The sequence below is a fragment of the Ruegeria sp. HKCCA5491 genome (genome assembly GCF_013034565.1).
Lineage (GTDB): Bacteria > Pseudomonadota > Alphaproteobacteria > Rhodobacterales > Rhodobacteraceae > Ruegeria.
The window spans coordinates 68,146-86,140 of the sequence record NZ_WQGG01000006.1 but is presented as its reverse complement, the minus strand read 5'-3'; the positions used below and the strand labels follow the sequence as shown (position 1 = coordinate 86,140).

The following is a 17,995-nucleotide window of genomic DNA, read 5'->3' as shown; positions in this document are numbered from 1 at the left end:
GGCTAGAGTCGAAACCTGAGACCACCATGACCAGACCCACCTTGCCCCCGCGTTTTCCTGCGACACCGGACCAGATCAACGCGCAGGTCCACGCCTTCTATGCCCGCGTGCGCGAGGATGCCGTTCTGGGGCCGGTGTTCAACAAGCACGTCCATGACTGGCCCGCGCATGAGGACAAGATCGCCGCCTTCTGGCGCAACGCCATCCTGTTTGAGCGCAGCTATGACGGTAATCCGCAGCGGGTCCATATCGAGCGGCCTGACGTGCGCCCCGAGATGTTCGCCCACTGGCTGGACCTGTTTGAAGAGGTCGCCAGCCAGACCCTGCCGCCTGAAACCGCCACCCCATGGGTCGCGCTGGCGCGCAGGATCGGCGTAGGGATGAAGGCAGGCGTTCAGTCCGCACGCCAGCCAAAAGACGCACCGCCGATCTTGCGATAGCGCCCCAACCAAAAACCGATGTTAGCGGTAAAATTGAGGCTACCAGACTCGGCTAAATAGGGGTAAGCAACAGGCAACCCACCTGACATACTACCGAGACCTTCGGGATGACCACGCAAAACAACACCCTCAAGGGCCTTGGCTATGCTTTTGCAGGCTTTGCGGTCTTTGCCAGCCATGACGCCCTGATCAAGGTTCTGGGTGGCACCTACTCGGTGATGCAGATCATCTTTTTCGCCACGCTATTCTCGTTTGTACCAATGGCGGTGACGATTCTGACTGACCGGACCACCGGGAATTTCCTGCCGCATCACCCTTGGCTGGTTCTGTTGCGATCCGGCCTGATGGTTACGGCGATGACCTGCGCGTTTTACTCCTTTTCAGTCTTGCCACTGGCCGAGGTTTACTCGCTGCTGTTTTCCTTCCCGCTGATCGTCACAGTCCTGTCGATCCCCATTTTGGGAGAGGTCGTGCGCGCCCAGCGCTGGGCCGCCGTTGGCGTCGGTCTGATCGGCGTGCTGATCGTTTTGCGCCCCGGGGCGACGGACATCACACTTGGCCATCTTGCCGCCCTGACCGCTGCGTTCTGCAGTGCGTTTGCCTCCGTTCTGGTTCGCAAGATCGGGAACGAGGAACGCTCGGCGGTGCTGATCCTCTACCCTATGTTACTGGCCATCGTGGTGATGAGTGTGGCCCAACCCGCGGTCTACCTGCCGCCCTCGCTGCTGCATCTGGCGATGATGGCGCTGGTTGGTGTGTTTTCAGTGATCGCCCAGCACCTGATCATTCTGGCCTATCGCGCCGCGCCAGCCGGGGTCGTCGCGCCCAGCCAATACAGCCAGATCATCTGGGCCACGCTGTTCGGCATGGTCTTTTTTGGCGAGCGGCCCGATGGCTGGGTCGCGGTCGGAGCCAGCATCATTATCGCGTCAGGTGTGTTCGTCGTCTGGCGCGAGAGCCGGGCGAACACCTCGTCTGTCAACACACCGGTTCTACGGGTGCGGTCACCTCGTTCGGATACGGGGGCGACGCGGCCGGGGGCGTAACGCGATCCAATTATTTTTCCAAATATCGCAACCTGAAGTTTCCATTCGCGTCGGCTTCATCAAAACGACCGAGACCGCGAACCAGATCGCTCAGCTTGGTATAGCCATAACTGCGCGGATCAAAGTCCGGATAAATCTTACCCAGTTGCCGTTCCACAAAGGGCAAAGTCGCCCACCCATCGGGATCGTTTGTGGTATTGACCACATTTCGTATCAACTGAAACGCGTGATTTAGGCTCTGTTTTCCTTTTGCTTCACCATCTTTGATTGCGGGTACGCAAGGCGCGGTATCCCGCTTAATATTCTCGATATAGATGAACCGATTGCAGGCTGCGACCAGCGATTCCGGTGCCTTGCGCTCGCCTATCCCAAAGACGTCCAGCCCCTGTTCGCGAATGCGATTGGCGAGGCGGGTAAAATCACTGTCCGAGGACACCAGAACAAAACCACTGAACCGCTCGGAATGCAGGATATCCATCGCGTCGATGACTAATGCGATATCGCTGAAATTCTTGCCTATCGTATTGGCGAATTGCTGATGGGCAACAATTGCATATTTAGCAAGGGATTTGGCATCCCAGCCTTGCGGTGCGCCGTTCGAGAAATCACCGTAGATACGGCGCAAGCTGGCTTCACCCAATGTGGCAATTTCTTCAAAAATCTCTGCCGCATGTTTCGCAGGCACATTGTCTGCATCAATCAGAACCGCAAGGCGGTCAGCATTCCGTGTCGTCAATTCAATCCCTCAACCTGAGATGGTATTCTTGAAGATGAATGTAAGAACAAAAAAGGGCGGACAAAAGCCCGCCCTGTGAATTTATTTTTTCTATTTCAGTAGATTACGACCGATCTGATGCTTTCACCCTTATGCATCAGGTCGAACCCTTGGTTGATATCATCCAGACCCATCGTATGAGTGATCATCGGATCAATCTCGATCTTGCCTTCCATATACCAGTCGACGATCTTGGGCACGTCGGTCCGGCCCCGCGCGCCGCCGAAGGCCGTGCCGCGCCACGAGCGCCCGGTGACCAGTTGGAACGGACGGGTCGAGATTTCGGCCCCCGCTGGTGCCACGCCGATGATGATCGATTCACCCCAGCCCTTGTGCGCCGATTCCAGTGCGGCGCGCATCACGCCCACATTGCCGGTAGCATCAAAGGTGTAATCCGCGCCACCTTTGGTCAGATTGACCAGATAGGGCACCAAATCGCCTTCGACCTCGGCCGGATTCACGAAATCGGTCATGCCAAACTTGGTGGCCATTTCCACCTTGGCAGGGTTCAGATCAACGCCGACGATCTGATCGGCCCCGGCCAGACGAAGGCCCTGAATCACATTCAGACCGATACCGCCCAGACCGAACACGATGGCGCGGCTGCCGATTTCCACCTTGGCGGTGTTGATGACGGCTCCGATCCCGGTGGTCACGCCGCAGCCGATATAGCAGATCTTGTCGAACGGCGCGTCCGGGCGCACCTTGGCCAGCGCGATTTCCGGCAGAACCGTGTGGTTCGAGAAGGTTGAGCAGCCCATGTAGTGTAGGATCGGATCACCATCCAATGTTGAAAAGCGCGAGGTCCCATCGGGCATCAGGCCCTGGCCTTGTGTTTCACGGATCGCCTGACACAGGTTGGTCTTGGGATGCAGACAGTATTCACACTCACGACATTCAGGGGTGTAAAGCGGGATCACATGATCGCCCGGCTTCAGGCTGGTCACGCCCGGGCCGACCTCGACCACAACGCCCGCACCTTCATGGCCCAGAATCGCGGGGAACAACCCCTCGGGGTCGGCGCCTGACAGGGTGAATTCATCCGTGTGGCAGATACCGGTGGCCTTGATCTCGACCAGAACCTCGCCCGCTTTGGGGCCTTCAAGGTTTACATCCATCACTTCCAAAGGTTTGCCCGCCTGAACGGCGACGGCGGCACGGGTACGCATTGTGCTTGTCTCCCTGTCTTATATGCCTCGACCCTGCGTCAATTGCAGGGTGTTTTCAACTGTGCTTTCGTGACAGATTGGCTAATTGTTTGATATTGCAGTAACGACGTTGTCACGAGGAGAAACGCCAATGCACCGATTTTTACCCGCGCTGGTCCTGTTGGCAGCCTGTGCAGAGACCCCCGCGACCGAAACAGCGGCGACTCAGCCCGAAGCTTCTCCGGTTGATCTGGCCTTTTGTCAGGGCGAGACATTCGCCGATTCCGTCGGCCAACCGGTCTCGACCATTCAGGCGCAATTGCCTGAACGGTCGCGCATCCTGGGGCCCGATGGGATTGCCACGCAGGATTACCGCATTGACCGGCTGAACGTGTATGTCGATGGCGCAGGGATCATTCAACGTCTGACCTGCGGGTAAGCGTGGACTCGGGGCGTGATTCTCGGATAAGAACAAAGTGGGAACATTTTGATGTCTGCCGATGCCCAAACGCCGAATACTTTCACTCTGGTTCCCCCGCCTGGGGGCTGAACGGCTGGTCCGCGCCGCGCTGGGGCTGCAGGATGGGCCTTTGGCTGTGGTGGCCGAACAGTCGAACATGCAGGTTGTCACCTCGCTGAATGATCAGGCGCAGGCCGCCGGGTTGCGTGTCGGTCAGCCTGTGCGCGATGCCCACGCCATGTGCGCCGCCCTGATCACCCGCCCCCGCAACGTCCCGGCCGAGGCGGCGTTCCTGACCGCGCTGCGCCGTTGGGTGGGCAAGTTCAGCCCGTGGGTGGCCGAAGAAGCACCGGATGGGTTGATCGTTGACCTGTCGGGCTGCGCGCATCTGTTCGGTGGGGAAGAGGCGCTGCTGAACGTGATTGAGACCGACTGCGCTGATATGGGTCTCAGCGTGCAGATGGGCATCGCCGATACGCTGGGCGCAGCTTGGGCGCTGGCGCGTTATGCCGGGCAAGAGGCTACATCGGACCGCAACGGCGACGCCATCAGCCAAGAGGCGCGCGCCACCCGCGCCCGCGCCACCAAGCGGCGGCACTGGACCAAGGGCGGGGCCGCGCCGCAGGTGATGGCATTGGGTGGAGGCGCGCGGATTGCAGCACCGGGGCAATCTTATGGCGCGCTCAGCCCCTTGCCCATCGCGGCGCTGCGGCTTGAGGATCAGGTGGTGGCGCAGTTGAACCGTCTGGGCCTGCGCCGGATCGGCGACCTGCTGGGGCAACCGCGTGCCTCACTGGCCCGACGGTTCGGGCGCGGGCTGGTGCTGCGGCTGGATCAGGCGATGGGCAGCGCGCCCGAGCCGGTCTCACCCGCCCGCCCGCCGCATCACTTTGCGGTGCGGATGACTCTGCCCAACCCGATTGGCCTGACCGAGGATGTGATGGCCGCCATCGACCGGGTTCTGCCCATCCTTTGCTCCAAGCTGGAGGAGAAAGCCCGCGGGGTACGAACATTACGGCTTGAGGCACATCGTGCCGATCAGGCAGCCGAGGTTATCGAGGTCGGTCTGGCCCGCCCGAGCTATGACAAACATCGCATTCGCCCTTTATTAGAGATGAAAATTGATAAGATTGACGCGGGTTATGGCATCGACATGCTGCGGCTTGAAGCGGTGCAGACCGAACCGATCCACGCGCGCACCATGACCGGCCATGCCGAAGCACGCCGCGCCGTGCGCGAGCGGTTAGCGGGCAACACCGCCGTCGAGGACCTGATCGGTAAACTGGGCGCACGGGTCGGGTTGGAGGCGATCACACGACGGCACCCTGCGGCCTCGCACATCCCCGAGAAGACCGCGCAGGTGCTGGCTGCCGCATGGTCGGAACCTGCGCGCGACTGGCCCGCGCCGCCGCGCCCGCGCCCCTTGCAGATGTGGCAACCCGAACCGGTGATGGCCCCAGACACTCCGGACGTGCCCAGCACCTTTCGCTGGCGTGGGCGCGACTGGCAGTTGGCACAAGCGACCGGCCCGGAACGGATCGCGTCGGAATGGTGGCTGGACGACCCCAACTGGCGCAGCGGCGTGCGCGATTACTGGGTGGTGGTGACCGAACAAGGGGAACGGCTCTGGCTGTTCTACGGACATGGCGGCACCATGTCAGCGGGTTGGTTTTGCCACGGTCAGTTTTGTTAGAGTCTATTTTCCGCGATAGACAAGAATATCAGGCAGATAGTCGATCAATCGGATCACCCAGGAAAACGGAGCAGGGAAATCAGTACGGAACCGACGCCGCGACATCGCCTTGACCACGCGATTCGCGGCATCCTCGGGCGTCATCAGCATCGGCATCTTGAAACTGTTCTTCTCGGTCAGGCGGGTTTTGATGAAGCCCGGATTGACGATCCGCACGGTCACGCCAGTTCCAGCCAGATCGTGTCGCATGGTTTCCGCCAATGAAATCAACGCCGCCTTGCTTGCCCCATACCCGATAGCGGCTGGCAGACCATGATACCCCGCCAGGGACCCGATCAAGGTAATTTCACCGCGACCGGCTTGAACAAATCCCGGAACTGTTTCCCCTAACACGCGAATGGCACCCAGATAGTTGACATCGCTCATGGCCAGGGCCGCTTCGGTGTTCCAGTCAGCACTACGCATCGGATCATAAGCGCCCGCATTATAGACCAGCCCATCAACAGGCCCGGCCTTGGCTACTGCGTCACGAACTGAGTCTAAATCGGTCACATCCATCGGTATGGACCGAGCATTGGGAAGCGTTGCGCAGATTTCGTTCAGACGATCGGCATTGCGCGCGGACAGGATCAGGTGCGCCCCCTGATGGTTAAGCGCGTCGGCCAGAGCGCGCCCCAAGCCCTCGCTTGCGCCGATAATCCAATAGGTTTTTCCTTCAAAGCTGCTCATGCGACGACCGTTTCGTTTCGTGTGATGCTTTTACGGCCACGCCAAGGCAATGGATCACGCGCCGGGACCGGAAACAGGCCTAAATGCCTAAAGATCTGGCAATATTCATTGCTGAAATTCTCATAACCCGATTGATCCACCCCGGCCCTTTCTGCGTATCTTATTGTAAAATGTCACATAACGAGGCTTGAATGTTCGACGAATCCCGGGGCGTCCGGAAAAAAATCGCAGTAATTGGCGCAGGAATCTCAGGTCTCTCCGCAGCTTACTACCTTTCAGAAAATAACGACGTGACCGTCTTTGAGGCCGAACCCAGACTGGGTGGCCACGCCAGAACGGTAATGGCGGGCAAGAATGGCGATCAGCCGGTGGATACCGGTTTCATCGTCTTCAACTATGTGACCTACCCCTATCTGACAAAACTGTTCGATGAGCTGAATGTCCCCGTCATCAAATCGGAAATGAGTTTTGGCGCGACAATCGACAATGGCCGCATCGAATACGGCCTGAACAATCTGCGTACATTGACAGCCCAGAAACGCAATCTGGCGCGTCCGGCATATTACAAGATGATCGCGGACATCCTGCGGTTCGGCAAAGAGGCCCCTATTGCGGCGCAGGATGATGACACCACCATCGGTGAATTGGTCGACCAACTGCGTCTTGGTCACTGGTTCCGCCATAATTACCTGATGCCGATGTGTGGTGCGATCTGGTCAACCCCGGTCGAGTTCGTGGATCAATTCCCGGCTCGATCTCTGGTTCAGTTTTTCCGCAACCACGCGCTTTTGGCCAGCGGACGCGCCAAACAGCATCAGTGGTACACGGTCAAAGGCGGCAGTATCGAATATGTCCGCCGCATCGACGCCGCCCTGCGCGGGCGCGGCTGCGACATCCGTCTGGCCGCCCCTGTCGATCACGTGCAGCGCGACGAGGCCGGTGTCACGGTTCACAGCCAAGGACATATCGACCAGTTCGATGAAATCATTCTGGCCACCCACTCCGATCAATCTCTGGCCATCCTCGGCGATAGTGCGACACCTGACGAAAGGGACGCTCTGGGCGCGATCCGGTATCAGCCGAACACCGCGATCCTGCATTGCGACCCCCGCCAGATGCCCCGGAGACGCGCGTGCTGGTCCAGTTGGACCTATCGCTCGCAAGCTGGAAACGTGGGCGTGACCTATTGGATGAACCGTTTGCAGAACATCCCCGACAGCGATCCATTGTTTGTATCGCTGAACGCGGGTTCAGACATTCCTGCGGATAAAATTTATGACCAGGTCGAGTTCGCCCACCCGGTATTCGACAAGGCCGCCCTAAAGGCACAAGGGCAAATCCGCGAGATGCAGGGACAGAACCGAACCTGGTTTGCCGGTGCTTACAACCGGCACGGTTTTCACGAAGACGGGATCGCCAGCGCGATGCATGTCGTCGGGCTTTTGAACGGCGCCCCGCAAACCCTCGGAGCGGAAAATGGCATTCTTGCAAAAGATCCGGCCATCCCTGTCTCAGCGGATCTGTGATACCTGCTGCGCTGCACTGGTATCCCTTACGGTACTGATACCGGGGGGGCTGGCGGCCTCTCCGATCTCGCAAAACCTGTCCAACCCGCAGCAGGTCGGCAGCGCGACCTTTCGGTTTCTGGGCATACCGGTTTATGACGCGCAGCTTTTCACTCCGAACGGCGCGGCGTTCAGTTGGGACGCCGATTTTGGCCTCAAGCTGACCTACCGGAAGACCCTCAAGCAAAAGGCTCTGGTCGAGTCTACGTTGGAAGAGATGGCGCGGCAAGGGAATCCAGCACCGTCGCAAAGCGCGCTTGAGGGTTGCTTTAAGGCGGTCGGCAAGGGCGATAGCTATATCGCGATATCAGAAGGCCCCAACAAGGTCGAGTTTTGGCGCAACGGACAAAAGACCTGCACGCTGTCCTATCCCGGCGCAAAACGGGCCTTCATGTCCATTTTCCTCGGCGCAGACACACGGAGCGCCAGCTTTACCCGTCAGTTGAAGGGGCAGTGATGCTGTACCCGCGCGTCAGTCTCTATGCGCTGATGCTCGCTGCGGCGGGTATTCCGCTCTATATTCACTTGCCACGTTTTGCTGCCGTCAATCTTGGTATTGGGCTGGGGGTCATCGGAACCGTGCTTTTGGTGATCCGTCTGGTGGACCTGATCCAAGATCCGTTGATCGGCTGGGCCATAGATCGCTGGCCAAGGGCGCAGGCACTGTTCGCGACACTGGCCGCACTTGGCCTCGCCGTTGGGTTTCCACTACTGTTTTCGTTGCCCGATGGGGCAAAACTGTCCGTGTTAGTGTCTACTCTGATACTTCTCTTTTCCGCCTACAGCCTTGGGACAATCCTGCTCTACGGCCGCAGCGCCACGCTGGCGAAACACCCCGAGGCCAAAGAGCTTATGACCCTTGCGGCTTTTCGCGAAGGCGGGCAATTGGCCGGAGTCGTTCTTGCCGCAAGCGCACCCGCCCTGTTTGTGGCCTTTGGCGCGGGCGCTCAGGGCTATCCTGCCTTTGGACTGTTTCTGGGCGTTCTGGCCATCGTCACGCTGATCTTGACCTTTCCTATCTGGCAGCGCACCCCGATCACCGGTCAGGGATTGTCTGTTGCTGGGTTAGGCCAGTCTGGGGCGCTGCGTCTGCTGGCGCTGGCGCTGATCAACAGTTTGCCTGTTGCGATAACATCGACCCTGTTTCTGTTTTTTGTGGAAGACCGTCTGCAACTGCGCGGAATGGCCGGTCCTCTGCTGATCCTGTTCTTCCTCAGCGCCGGGGCGAGCGTTCCTTTGTGGGCACGCCTTAGCAATCGAATTGGGTCGAAACAGACTCTGATGATCGCGATGCCGCTGGCGATTGCTGGGTTTATCGGCGCAGCTACATTATCCGCCGGAAACCTGACCGGGTTCGCCCTGATCTGTCTGGCTTCAGGTGCGGCGTTGGGTGCGGACATGGTCGTGCTGCCCGCAATGTTTTCGGTCGCCCTGACCCGTGCCGGTCTGAACGCGTCGGCTGCGTTTGGTATCTGGTCCTTCGCAGGCAAGCTGGGCCTTGCTCTCGCGGCCTTCTTCACTCTGCCGTTGCTGGAACGCAGCGGCTTTACACCGGGACAAACCAATTCGGCGGCGGCGTTGCAGACGCTTAACCTCGCCTATGCCGTTTTGCCCTGCATCCTGAAACTCGGCGCGTTCGGAATGGTCCTGACGCTGCCAACTGAGGTATCAGCCAAATGAACCTTGTCGTAACCCTTCTACTCGCCATCCTCGCCATTCTTGTCGCCAGAGGCCGCCTTCTGAGTTTTCGCGCGCAATCGCCTGCGGACTATGCCGGGACAGGACCCGCATTCAAAATGAAAGAGGCGCTGAACGGTGAAATCCTGTCCGAGGGGCTGATCTATGGACCCAACGGCAAGATGTCGAACAGCTTTGTCGCCCGCATGGTCGGGGAATGGGACGGAAATACCGGAACGCTGGCCGAGTACTTTACCTATTCCAACGGCAAAGAAATGACCCGCAAATGGTATCTGACACTGGGCACCGGGAATACCTTTACCGCAACAGCGGACGACATCGTGGGTGAAGGGAAAGGTACGATTTCGGGGGCGACCGTCAAACTGACCTATCGCATCATCCTGCCCGAAGACGCCGGAGGGCATACGCTGGATGTTACCGACTGGATGTACCTGACCGAAAACGGGGTGATCATGAACAGGTCCGAGATGCGCAAATTCGGCATCAAGGTCGCTGAACTGGTTGCCACGATGCGTCCTGCACTGGAAACCAAGGCTGCCCATCTGAACGGCGCGAATGGCTATTACAGCACAACAGAAACGAGGACGGTTCAATGAACTGGCGGCGTTTTCTGATCTGGGCGATTGCGATTGTCGGTGTGACCGTTCTGGCATCCTGCTCGGCCAAACCGCGCGTGCCCAAAACCTTCTTGTCTGACCGCCAGTTGAACCTTGAAGAGTTCTTTGAAGGCAAGACCGTCGCCTATGGTCAGTTTCAGGACATTCTGGGCAACGTCCCGCGCCGGTTCGCCGTCGAAATCGAAGGCACATGGGACGGCGAAACCCTGACGCTGGTTGAGGATTTCGTCTATGATGATGGTGCCAAGGAACAGCGGATCTGGACGCTGACCAAAACGGGTGAGGACACCTGGACCGGTACCGCGCCCGGCGTTCTTGGAACCGCCAGCGGAGTAGAGCGCGGAGACACGTTCAACTGGAAATACAAGATCGACCTGCCCGTCAAGGACGGCACGATGCGGGTCAATTTCGATGACTGGATGTGGCTGCTGTCAGACGATCGCCTGCTGAACCGCGCCTATGTCTCGCGGTACGGTGTCCGGTTGGGCGAAGTCATTCTATTTTTCGAAAAGAAGTAGAAAGCTGAAACAAGAAAGGGCGGGTCAGACGACCCGCCCTTGAACCTTGATGGTTCAGGTCAACTTAGAAGTTGAACTGAGCACCGAAGTCAGCACGGATGCGACCATCGTCGTCACCGTCCTTGATCTCGCCGACTGCGCCGCGCAGCGATGCACCGCCGCCCAGGTCGTAGATGGCGCCAACACCGATGTTGCGGGTGTCGTCGTCAGCCGAACCGTCGCCGTAAACCAGCTGCAGGGTAGTTGCTGCGCCCAGGTCGTAAGAAACCGAGAAACCGTAGGCGGTGCCGTTTTCCGCGTCGTCGATGACGTCATCGTCTGCAACGAACAGGGTGCCGTAGAAGTCGCCCAGTTCAGCGCCCAGCGTGAAGACGGTCAGGCTTTGGTCTTCGCCGTCAACCAGATCCGTTTGACCATAGGCCAGCGATGCAGTGATGTTGTTGAAGACGTAGCTTGCGAAGATGTCCCAACGGTCCGCGTCTTGGGGTTGACCCGCCAAAGCCAGGGTACGCTGGTCATACGAAGCACCGAACGACAGGTCGCCAACTGCGTACTGGAAGAACACGCCGTTTGCGCCCGAACCGGTCGAGCTGTACTCGAGGAACGAGTAGTTGACGCCCGAGTACTGACCCAGGAACTGTTCCAGGCCCGGCTCGGTACCGAAGTAGTCACCCAGGTTGTCGAACGAACCCGAAACGTTGCCGGCGTCAACGCGCAGACCGCTGTAGATGACCGAGAAACGTGCGCCGTTCAGACCAGCTTCGTTTTGCTCGCCATTGCCCGAGTCGTCGTCAGCTTGCAGACGAACACGGCCCTGGAATTCAACGCCGCTGTCGGTTTCGACGTTTGCGTCGATGTTCAGACGGAAGCGCGAGACCAGGATGGTGTTGTCGGTGTCGACGTCTTCAGCCACGGCGTCCGGGTCAGCTACGCCGCCGGATCCGCGAACAACGTCGCCGCTTGCTGTGGTGGTGAAGTTCGCAACCGTGCCGGTGCGGTCTTCTTGGTAGCCAACACCAAAACGGCCGTAACCGCTGAACCGAATTTCAGCCGCGGCAACGCTTGCGGTCGCAAGCAGCGCGGTCGATGCAAAGAGTACTTTTTTCATGGTTTATCCATAAGTTTTGAGAGGAGTGTAGCCACAAAATTGCGGCTGGCCGCGTCTTCAAAGAAAATCCCTACGTGCACAATGGGTCCGCAGCATTTCAAATTGAGAGCGCGGAATTCTGTTGCATGTTTGCACAACATTTTTTTCGAAACACAAAACCATTTTGCGTGTGTTTACAGGCGGTTCAGGGTTGTCACCGGAATCGTTACAAAAATTTGAACACAAAAATACAAAACCACCCCTTTAAATCTGGGCAAGTGTACCGTCGGCTGAAATTGTAAGTTCTTCAAGCATTTGAAATTTTTACCTAATTCGAACAGTCCAGCAAGAGAATCCTGCTCGAAAAGGCATTGGTGAAGGGCCTGAATCGGCGCAAGTTGCACGCCCGGCTGTGCAATCAGCCCACCTGTGGGATCCTTCAATTGCTTGTATAGAAGAACGAGAGTTTTCGGCTTGCCCCACCCGGCGGCGGCGGGAAGGGCGAGGCCGCCCGCACCTGCGCTCTGGCTGCGCGGTCCACTTCGGGCGATCCGGAGCTGTCCACGACATCAACCCAAGCCAGCGATCCATCCGGGTTGATCTGGAAAAACACCTGCGCAAAGCCGCGCGCAGACACAAACACCACCGGCGCGCGATTTAGATGTACCAGCACCCGGCCCGCGTAATTGGTCGTGTTCGAGTTCCCCGGTCCGCGCCCGCCAGAGCGACTGCCGGTATTGCCCGAGGTGAATGCGTCAATCCCCCTGCGCCGGTAAGTGGTCAGTGGCGACTCTACCTCCTGCGACGGAAATCTAAGCGCGCTGAAATCCCGCGCACCGCCTTGAACCCCCTGTCTTTGCGGAGCGGGTGTGCGCTCTGGTCGCTGCGGGCGTATCGAAGACGTCACCGCAAGGTCTGAGGTTTCGCCGGTGTCGTCCGGGGATTCAGCAGACGTCGGCAGATCGGGCTCAACGGCTTCGTTTTCCAGCGGCACCACTGGGGCAGGCGACACTTCGAGGACAGGCGCGACTTCGGGTGATGGAAGTGCGGCAAGCTGTTGCGGCTCTGGCTCCACGGGTTCAACCTGTGTTGCAACCACGTCAGGCGCACCTTCGGGCGTTTCAACAACCTCGGACGGCTCAACCGGTGGCGTCTCGTCCACCTCCTGACTGGCGGCGTCGTCACCTTCTGACGTATTCTCGGTCTCAGCTACATCCGGTTCAACAGGCTCGGTCGCAATCGGTTGTACGACCTCTGCATCCCCTAAATCCGGCGAGGGTGTCACCTGCGGGTTGTCAGACGCAACAAGCGCCTCGCTGACGGGCACCTCGGGCGGTTCTTCCGGCGCTTCGACCGGCGGTTCAGGCGCTTCGGGCGGTTCTGGCTCAACTGGTTCGGCAATCACTTCGGCAAGGTCTTCGAACGTGTTGCCCAGCGCCACGGAGTCCGCCGGGCTTTCATTAGTTGGTTGTTCCGACAGGCTTGGGGCCGTGAACGTCAGGCCCATCACGTGAATAAACAGCGATACAAGAATGGCCACAGCCGCTATGACGACCGACCCCCGGATCATTCCAGCGCCTTCTCGGTGACAACATAAACCGATGTCGCGCCCAGCCTGCGCAATTCGCCCGTAACCTCGATCAGTCGGGGGGCGGGCGCTGCGCGATCGGGAACGATCCGGACCGCGCCGGGTTCGCGACCCTCCATATAGGCTTGAGCGTCGGTCGTCTGGCCTCGAAAACTGATGCGGCCATCCTCATGCAGGATCAGGGCATCGGGCGGTTCGCGACCTTCAAGATCCGATGTGTCGACAAGATCCAGATCAGGATCCAACGGAGGCGCCACGGTTCCCGTGATCAGGAAAAAGATCAGCATCAGGAAAACGACGTTGATCAGCGCGATGGTGGAATCGCGTTTGCGGTGGGGACGCATCGACCGGATCATTCCAACACCAATACGTTGAGCTCGTCACGCCCACGCAGCCGGACCAACAGATCAACCAGACGCTGCGACGTCGTATCGGGATCGAGGCTGACAAGAACTTGCCCGGTTTCAAGCTGATTACCCAGCTCATCCAGCGTGATCGGCGCACCGTTCAGATCAAGCCGCTCGGTTCCAAGCTGCACAAAATGCCGCTCTGCCGGGGTTTCTGAGGCCGCGCCTCCACCTGTCGCATTGCTCAGCTCGATCTCGCCGTACTTGGCGAATGTTGATGACAGCATGAAAAACAGAAGCAACAGAAAGATAACGTCGATGAGCGGGGTCATCGACAATCTTCGCCTGACGAACGGTGCAGGGTTACGCATGCTCGGGCGCGACGGCTGTCGCAGAGGTATCAACCGGGCCGGGAATACCCTGACCCGGCACCAGCACCGTGCGCAGCGCCTTGTCCGCGAAAACCCGTTCACGCGCCGTACGGCTTTCGAACCAGGACAGAACCATCGAGGTCGGCATGGCAACAGCGAGACCAACGGCCGTCGTGATCAGCGCAACCCAGATACCACCAGCCAGTAAGGACGGATCAACCGTTGAGCCTGCGGACTGAAGGCTGCGGAAGGCTTCGATCATGCCAAGCACAGTGCCGAACAGACCCAGCAAAGGCGCAAGCTGGGCCACGGTGTCCAACAGCCGGAACCCTCGCTCCAAACCTGCCAGCGCCAGCCCCGCCTCTGCGTCCAGCCGTTGATCCAGCCCCGGCGTGTCCGGCGCGTCCATAGCAACCCCGACAAGCGGAGCAAGATAGCTGCGGCTCTCGGCCAATCGCGCACGCGCACGCCGGACATCACCGTCATCCCATGCCGCAAGCGCCTGAGACAGAACACGGTGCCGCCCAACGCCCGACACAGCAAACTGCCAGAGTTTGTAGAGCGTCACTGCAAGTGTCACCACGGACATTGCGATGAGAATTCCAACAACCGGCCCGCCAAGGGCCAGAATTTCGCGCAATGCATCCAGCGGGCTCATCCAAGTAACTCCACTTCTGTCCGGCTGTTCAGTTTCAGCGTGTCATCGCATAATTGACTGTCCGCGCCTGCAACAACGCAGGTGTTTGCACCGTTAATCAACGCCCGACCCACCCCCGCGCATGTCATGCCCGGCAAATCGAACTGACGCACGCGCGGCCGACCAGCGGGCAGATCGCGAAAGTTGAACAGCGACAGGCTGACCACGCTGCCCGAAGCATCGAAAATCACCGTTTCGAAACTTGCGGCGTCAATTTCGGAACCGGTCTTGTTGTCAATCAGGAACGTCAATCGGCAGGCCCCTTCGACATCCTGAAGGGTGTTCAGTTCCAGCAACAGCCCGGTCTGGTCCGCGCCCTCGGACTGCGCTGCTGCTGCAAGTGGTAGTGAAACGAATATCGCGGCAAGCACCACACGGCGAAACTTCATTTGCGCGCTCCCAATTGTTCGACGCAGTCATCAGCAACCGGCATGTCTGACGGGCGCTGTAACCGTCATATCCAAGACAGTTAGGGCACGAAAGGGTCACCGACACCATTGTGACCCCACGAGATTACGCGTGCTCGGATTTCCGCCGTTGATAGACAGCCATAGAAGCCGCACCAATGAGAGGCCCGGAATTGGGCCGATGTCTACCCGTCATGCTCGGGAGGCGCCTCTGGTGCTTGGTAATTGACCATGGCGCAGGCGATCAGCCATTCCATCGCGTTGGCCTTGATATCGTGCTCGGACGAGATCGCGATTGTTCGGCTTTCGAAAATCTGGGCATATTTCGGCCAGGCCAGTTGATCGGCCGGGTAAATTGATCCGTCAGTCTTTTGCTGTTCCCATTTGTGCATGACACCGCCAGCGACACCAAAGCTGATCTGGCCGGGAATGGGCGGTTTGCCCCTCCCGTCAATCAACAACGGATCAGCGTAATCCCGACGACCCAGGCCCTGCACAAAGCTTACATTTGAGGGATTGCACCCCAATCCGAACCACATCCCTTCGACCACCGCCGCCTGCATTTCAGGCGGAAGCTCACCATTGGCCGCAAAGTACAGGGCGAAATGCGCCGCCCGCCAATTCGACCCCGGCCCAAACCGAAGCCAACCCGGACCCCACGGATAGGTCGCGGTGCTGTGCAATCCAAAATCACGCCCCATCCGCTCGGCCCGTTTGACGCGGTACCTAATCCAGCCTTTGATCGACTTGACGATCTCGGGGTTTGTTGGCCTGCCTTCCTGTCCCGCCTGAAGATAATCATAATACGAGAACTGGAAGATTTCCCGTTGAATGCCTTCGGCGGGATCATCAGATAAGGGCTCGAACGGGTTGTTATCCTCGAAAACCTTCAAGGCCGTCGCGTCGCCGCTGGCGCGGTAGATACTTGCGGCAGCCGCGACACGGGATCGCGACACGACGCTCACCCATTTTTCCGGTTTTGGCTCGGTCCCGTCTTCGTTCAGTGGGGCGGGTGCATAAGGATTTTTTGACAGAAACTCCTGCTCGGCCCAATACCAGGCGCGGACCGCCTCATCTATGAGACTATCGCCCAGGGTGATGTCACCGCACACGTGCTTGATAACGTGGCCCAGTTTCGCCGTACTAAAGGCAAACCAGTACGAGGCCCAGTCTTCCGGCCCATAGCTGTACGCAATCTGAACAGGGTTCCATGAAACCGAGCCGAATATCCCCGAATTCGAGTATTCAACGCCTCCGCCTATGCCGCCATCCTCGCGCTGGGTTCTGCGCCACAGGGAAATGCCCCACAATGCCTCGTGTATAAGATCGGGCAGAACTGTCTGTCCGTCCCCGCGATCGTCGCTGTTCTTACGGGCGCGCACAGATTCATCGGAAAATGATTTGCCGCTTTCGGGAATATTCAGGTCCAGCGTCCGGGCATAGTCGAACGCCTCGACGATATGCGCCATGTGATAGACGACATCGGTGTGCTGAATACGGCGATCCCAATCCCCTGCGTCGTGCCATCCGCCCCAGGCATTTGGGTTGAGGTCCTCGGACCATGCAGCGGTGGATCCAGAAAGACCCGCGTTTCCGATTGGTTGCTCGCGCAGGATCTTGAAAACGCTCGACCCGTCATAGCCCTCGGATGTTCGCCCAAGCTGTACGTCGGTTTGCCACACCACCAGCCCGTCTTCGGGGTGGCCATTGCGAGGTCGGGTTCTGCCTTCGCCATATGGCTCGGCAATTTCGCACCCCGATCTTTGATGATAATACCAGCGCGCGGCCAACCTTAGCGCATCGGCATAAGGGGTATCGGATACCTTGAATGGAAAGGATTCCCCTAATCCATCGACGTGCAGGTGATAGTCGCCATTCCTGTCCAAATCCGAAAAATCAGCCTGATAGATATCACAGCCATTGAAGTTCTCTTCATTCCAGTGCGGTTCGGTCGCGGGTTTGACAAGCTCCAGCGTGCCGGTGCGCACAACCGTACGGTCCACCTCATCAATCAAGCGCCAGCCGGTTTGTTCGGTCAGAATGACATCGGTGTTGCCGGGCATTCCGTTCTGATCATGCCCCCACCACTCGCCGACATAGGCTTTTTTTGGGCCCTTCACCGGATAGCCTGCCTGACAGACGTGCACGGCTTCGCTGAAGGCTGTGACGGGCTTGTGCCCTTGGATGGTCGCGACAGTGGGTCCTTTGAAGGAAAGCTCTGCCCCTTGCGGAATTGGTTGGTCCAACACGAAAGTCAGAATGTGACGCTTGGTGCTGTCCCATCGGCGGACGTCCAGTGCCTCGGTCCGGATCGGGGTAGACTTGCGATACAACGCGACAACGGTGACGGGTTGTCCATTGACGGTAACGCTCCAACCTTCCGGCTGGTCTGCAAGCGCGTGCTTCTGATGCGGCTCTGATCCGGTGCGGAAACCAGACAGCCTGCTATCGCGCACCACTTTGGGCCACGCCGTGAAAAGCTGCGGCTGGGTCACGTTTGCATCGCCCGAGAAATACCCGTCCAGCCCGTTGAGCCGACCGACCGAACCAAATGAGACATAGGGGTCAGGAACCCATTCGCGATTGTCTTCGGGTTTGACCGCCACTGGATCGGATCTTTCGAACAGCGTGTCGATGACCGTGATCTGAACGGTGTCATCACCCACGAAACTCAATTGGGTTTCGGTCTGATTGTCCGCGCGCAATGAAGAAACCAGCGCGATCGCAATCGGGGCGGACACTGCCAGAGCAGTACCCTGGAGCAATATGGCACGTCGCGAGAACATCATGAGCCGCATTCTCTCCCGGG

At 58.8% G+C, this 17,995-nt stretch carries 19 protein-coding genes; 9 read left to right on the top strand and 10 right to left on the bottom strand.

Annotated features, from left to right (window positions below; all coding sequences use genetic code 11):
* Window positions 1–26: 26 nt before the first annotated feature.
* On the top strand, window positions 27–440 hold the full coding sequence (locus tag GOV88_RS09765) for a group III truncated hemoglobin (protein ID WP_171240293.1): 414 nt from the start codon (window positions 27–29) through the stop codon (window positions 438–440).
* A 107-nt stretch (window positions 441–547) separates the two neighbouring features.
* Complete coding sequence (locus GOV88_RS09760; protein ID WP_171240292.1) at window positions 548–1,486, top strand: DMT family transporter; 939 nt, start codon at window positions 548–550, stop codon at window positions 1,484–1,486.
* Between the two features lie 10 nt (window positions 1,487–1,496).
* On the opposite strand, the gene GOV88_RS09755 is transcribed toward GOV88_RS09760, so the two are convergent.
* Both GOV88_RS09755 and GOV88_RS09750 read right to left on the bottom strand, forming a co-directional pair.
* Complete coding sequence (locus GOV88_RS09755) at window positions 1,497–2,222, bottom strand: NYN domain-containing protein (RefSeq protein ID WP_171240291.1); 726 nt, start codon at window positions 2,220–2,222, stop codon at window positions 1,497–1,499.
* 95 nt (window positions 2,223–2,317) lie between these two features.
* The gene (locus tag GOV88_RS09750) at window positions 2,318–3,430 is read right to left on the bottom strand and encodes an S-(hydroxymethyl)glutathione dehydrogenase/class III alcohol dehydrogenase (RefSeq protein ID WP_171240290.1); all 1,113 of its coding nucleotides are present in this window, start codon (window positions 3,428–3,430) and stop codon (window positions 2,318–2,320) included.
* Window positions 3,431–3,560: 130 nt separating this feature from the next.
* Here GOV88_RS09750 and GOV88_RS09745 point away from each other — a divergent pair, with 130 nt between their 5' ends.
* Both GOV88_RS09745 and GOV88_RS09740 read left to right on the top strand, forming a co-directional pair.
* Window positions 3,561–3,848 (top strand): I78 family peptidase inhibitor, encoded by a 288-nt coding sequence (locus tag GOV88_RS09745; RefSeq protein ID WP_171124060.1) that lies wholly within the window; start codon window positions 3,561–3,563, stop codon window positions 3,846–3,848.
* A 61-nt stretch (window positions 3,849–3,909) separates the two neighbouring features.
* On the top strand, window positions 3,910–5,562 hold the full coding sequence (locus GOV88_RS09740; protein WP_171240289.1) for a DUF6504 family protein: 1,653 nt from the start codon (window positions 3,910–3,912) through the stop codon (window positions 5,560–5,562).
* A gap of 3 nt (window positions 5,563–5,565) precedes the next feature.
* Here the strand turns inward: GOV88_RS09740 and GOV88_RS09735 are convergent, their stop codons facing one another.
* On the bottom strand, window positions 5,566–6,291 hold the full coding sequence (locus GOV88_RS09735; protein WP_171123129.1) for an SDR family oxidoreductase: 726 nt from the start codon (window positions 6,289–6,291) through the stop codon (window positions 5,566–5,568).
* A gap of 191 nt (window positions 6,292–6,482) precedes the next feature.
* Here GOV88_RS09735 and GOV88_RS09730 point away from each other — a divergent pair, with 191 nt between their 5' ends.
* The 5 genes from GOV88_RS09730 to GOV88_RS09710 are packed head-to-tail and all read left to right on the top strand — an operon-like array spanning window position 6,483 to window position 10,689.
* The gene (locus tag GOV88_RS09730) at window positions 6,483–7,817 is read left to right on the top strand and encodes an NAD(P)/FAD-dependent oxidoreductase (RefSeq protein WP_171211613.1); all 1,335 of its coding nucleotides are present in this window, start codon (window positions 6,483–6,485) and stop codon (window positions 7,815–7,817) included.
* Entirely contained in the window at window positions 7,768–8,313 is a 546-nt protein-coding gene (locus tag GOV88_RS09725) for a hypothetical protein (RefSeq protein ID WP_171240288.1), read from the top strand. Before GOV88_RS09730 ends, GOV88_RS09725 begins: the two co-directional genes overlap by 50 nt.
* Window positions 8,313–9,536, top strand: coding sequence for an MFS transporter (locus tag GOV88_RS09720; RefSeq protein WP_171240287.1), 1,224 nt, complete (start codon window positions 8,313–8,315; stop codon window positions 9,534–9,536). The genes GOV88_RS09725 and GOV88_RS09720 overlap by 1 nt, the downstream gene beginning before the upstream one ends.
* Window positions 9,533–10,150 (top strand): DUF3833 domain-containing protein, encoded by a 618-nt coding sequence (locus tag GOV88_RS09715; protein ID WP_171240286.1) that lies wholly within the window; start codon window positions 9,533–9,535, stop codon window positions 10,148–10,150. The genes GOV88_RS09720 and GOV88_RS09715 overlap by 4 nt, the downstream gene beginning before the upstream one ends.
* The gene (locus tag GOV88_RS09710; RefSeq protein WP_171240285.1) at window positions 10,147–10,689 is read left to right on the top strand and encodes a DUF3833 domain-containing protein; all 543 of its coding nucleotides are present in this window, start codon (window positions 10,147–10,149) and stop codon (window positions 10,687–10,689) included. The genes GOV88_RS09715 and GOV88_RS09710 overlap by 4 nt, the downstream gene beginning before the upstream one ends.
* 64 nt (window positions 10,690–10,753) lie before the next feature.
* On the opposite strand, the gene GOV88_RS09705 is transcribed toward GOV88_RS09710, so the two are convergent.
* From GOV88_RS09705 to GOV88_RS09675, 7 genes are all read right to left on the bottom strand, one after another.
* The gene (locus GOV88_RS09705; RefSeq protein WP_171240284.1) at window positions 10,754–11,797 is read right to left on the bottom strand and encodes a porin; all 1,044 of its coding nucleotides are present in this window, start codon (window positions 11,795–11,797) and stop codon (window positions 10,754–10,756) included.
* Window positions 11,798–12,215: 418 nt separating this feature from the next.
* Window positions 12,216–13,346, bottom strand: coding sequence for an energy transducer TonB (locus GOV88_RS09700; RefSeq protein WP_171240283.1), 1,131 nt, complete (start codon window positions 13,344–13,346; stop codon window positions 12,216–12,218).
* On the bottom strand, window positions 13,343–13,720 hold the full coding sequence (locus GOV88_RS09695; RefSeq protein WP_171123145.1) for a biopolymer transporter ExbD: 378 nt from the start codon (window positions 13,718–13,720) through the stop codon (window positions 13,343–13,345). Before GOV88_RS09695 ends, GOV88_RS09700 begins: the two co-directional genes overlap by 4 nt.
* Window positions 13,717–14,043 (bottom strand): biopolymer transporter ExbD, encoded by a 327-nt coding sequence (locus GOV88_RS09690; protein ID WP_171124047.1) that lies wholly within the window; start codon window positions 14,041–14,043, stop codon window positions 13,717–13,719. The genes GOV88_RS09695 and GOV88_RS09690 overlap by 4 nt, the downstream gene beginning before the upstream one ends.
* Window positions 14,044–14,074: 31 nt before the next feature.
* Entirely contained in the window at window positions 14,075–14,740 is a 666-nt protein-coding gene (locus GOV88_RS09685; protein ID WP_171123149.1) for a MotA/TolQ/ExbB proton channel family protein, read from the bottom strand.
* Entirely contained in the window at window positions 14,737–15,168 is a 432-nt protein-coding gene (locus tag GOV88_RS09680) for a hypothetical protein (protein ID WP_171240282.1), read from the bottom strand. Before GOV88_RS09680 ends, GOV88_RS09685 begins: the two co-directional genes overlap by 4 nt.
* A gap of 203 nt (window positions 15,169–15,371) precedes the next feature.
* On the bottom strand, window positions 15,372–17,975 hold the full coding sequence (locus GOV88_RS09675) for a glycoside hydrolase family 9 protein (RefSeq protein ID WP_171240281.1): 2,604 nt from the start codon (window positions 17,973–17,975) through the stop codon (window positions 15,372–15,374).
* Between the last annotated feature and the right edge of the window lie 20 nt (window positions 17,976–17,995).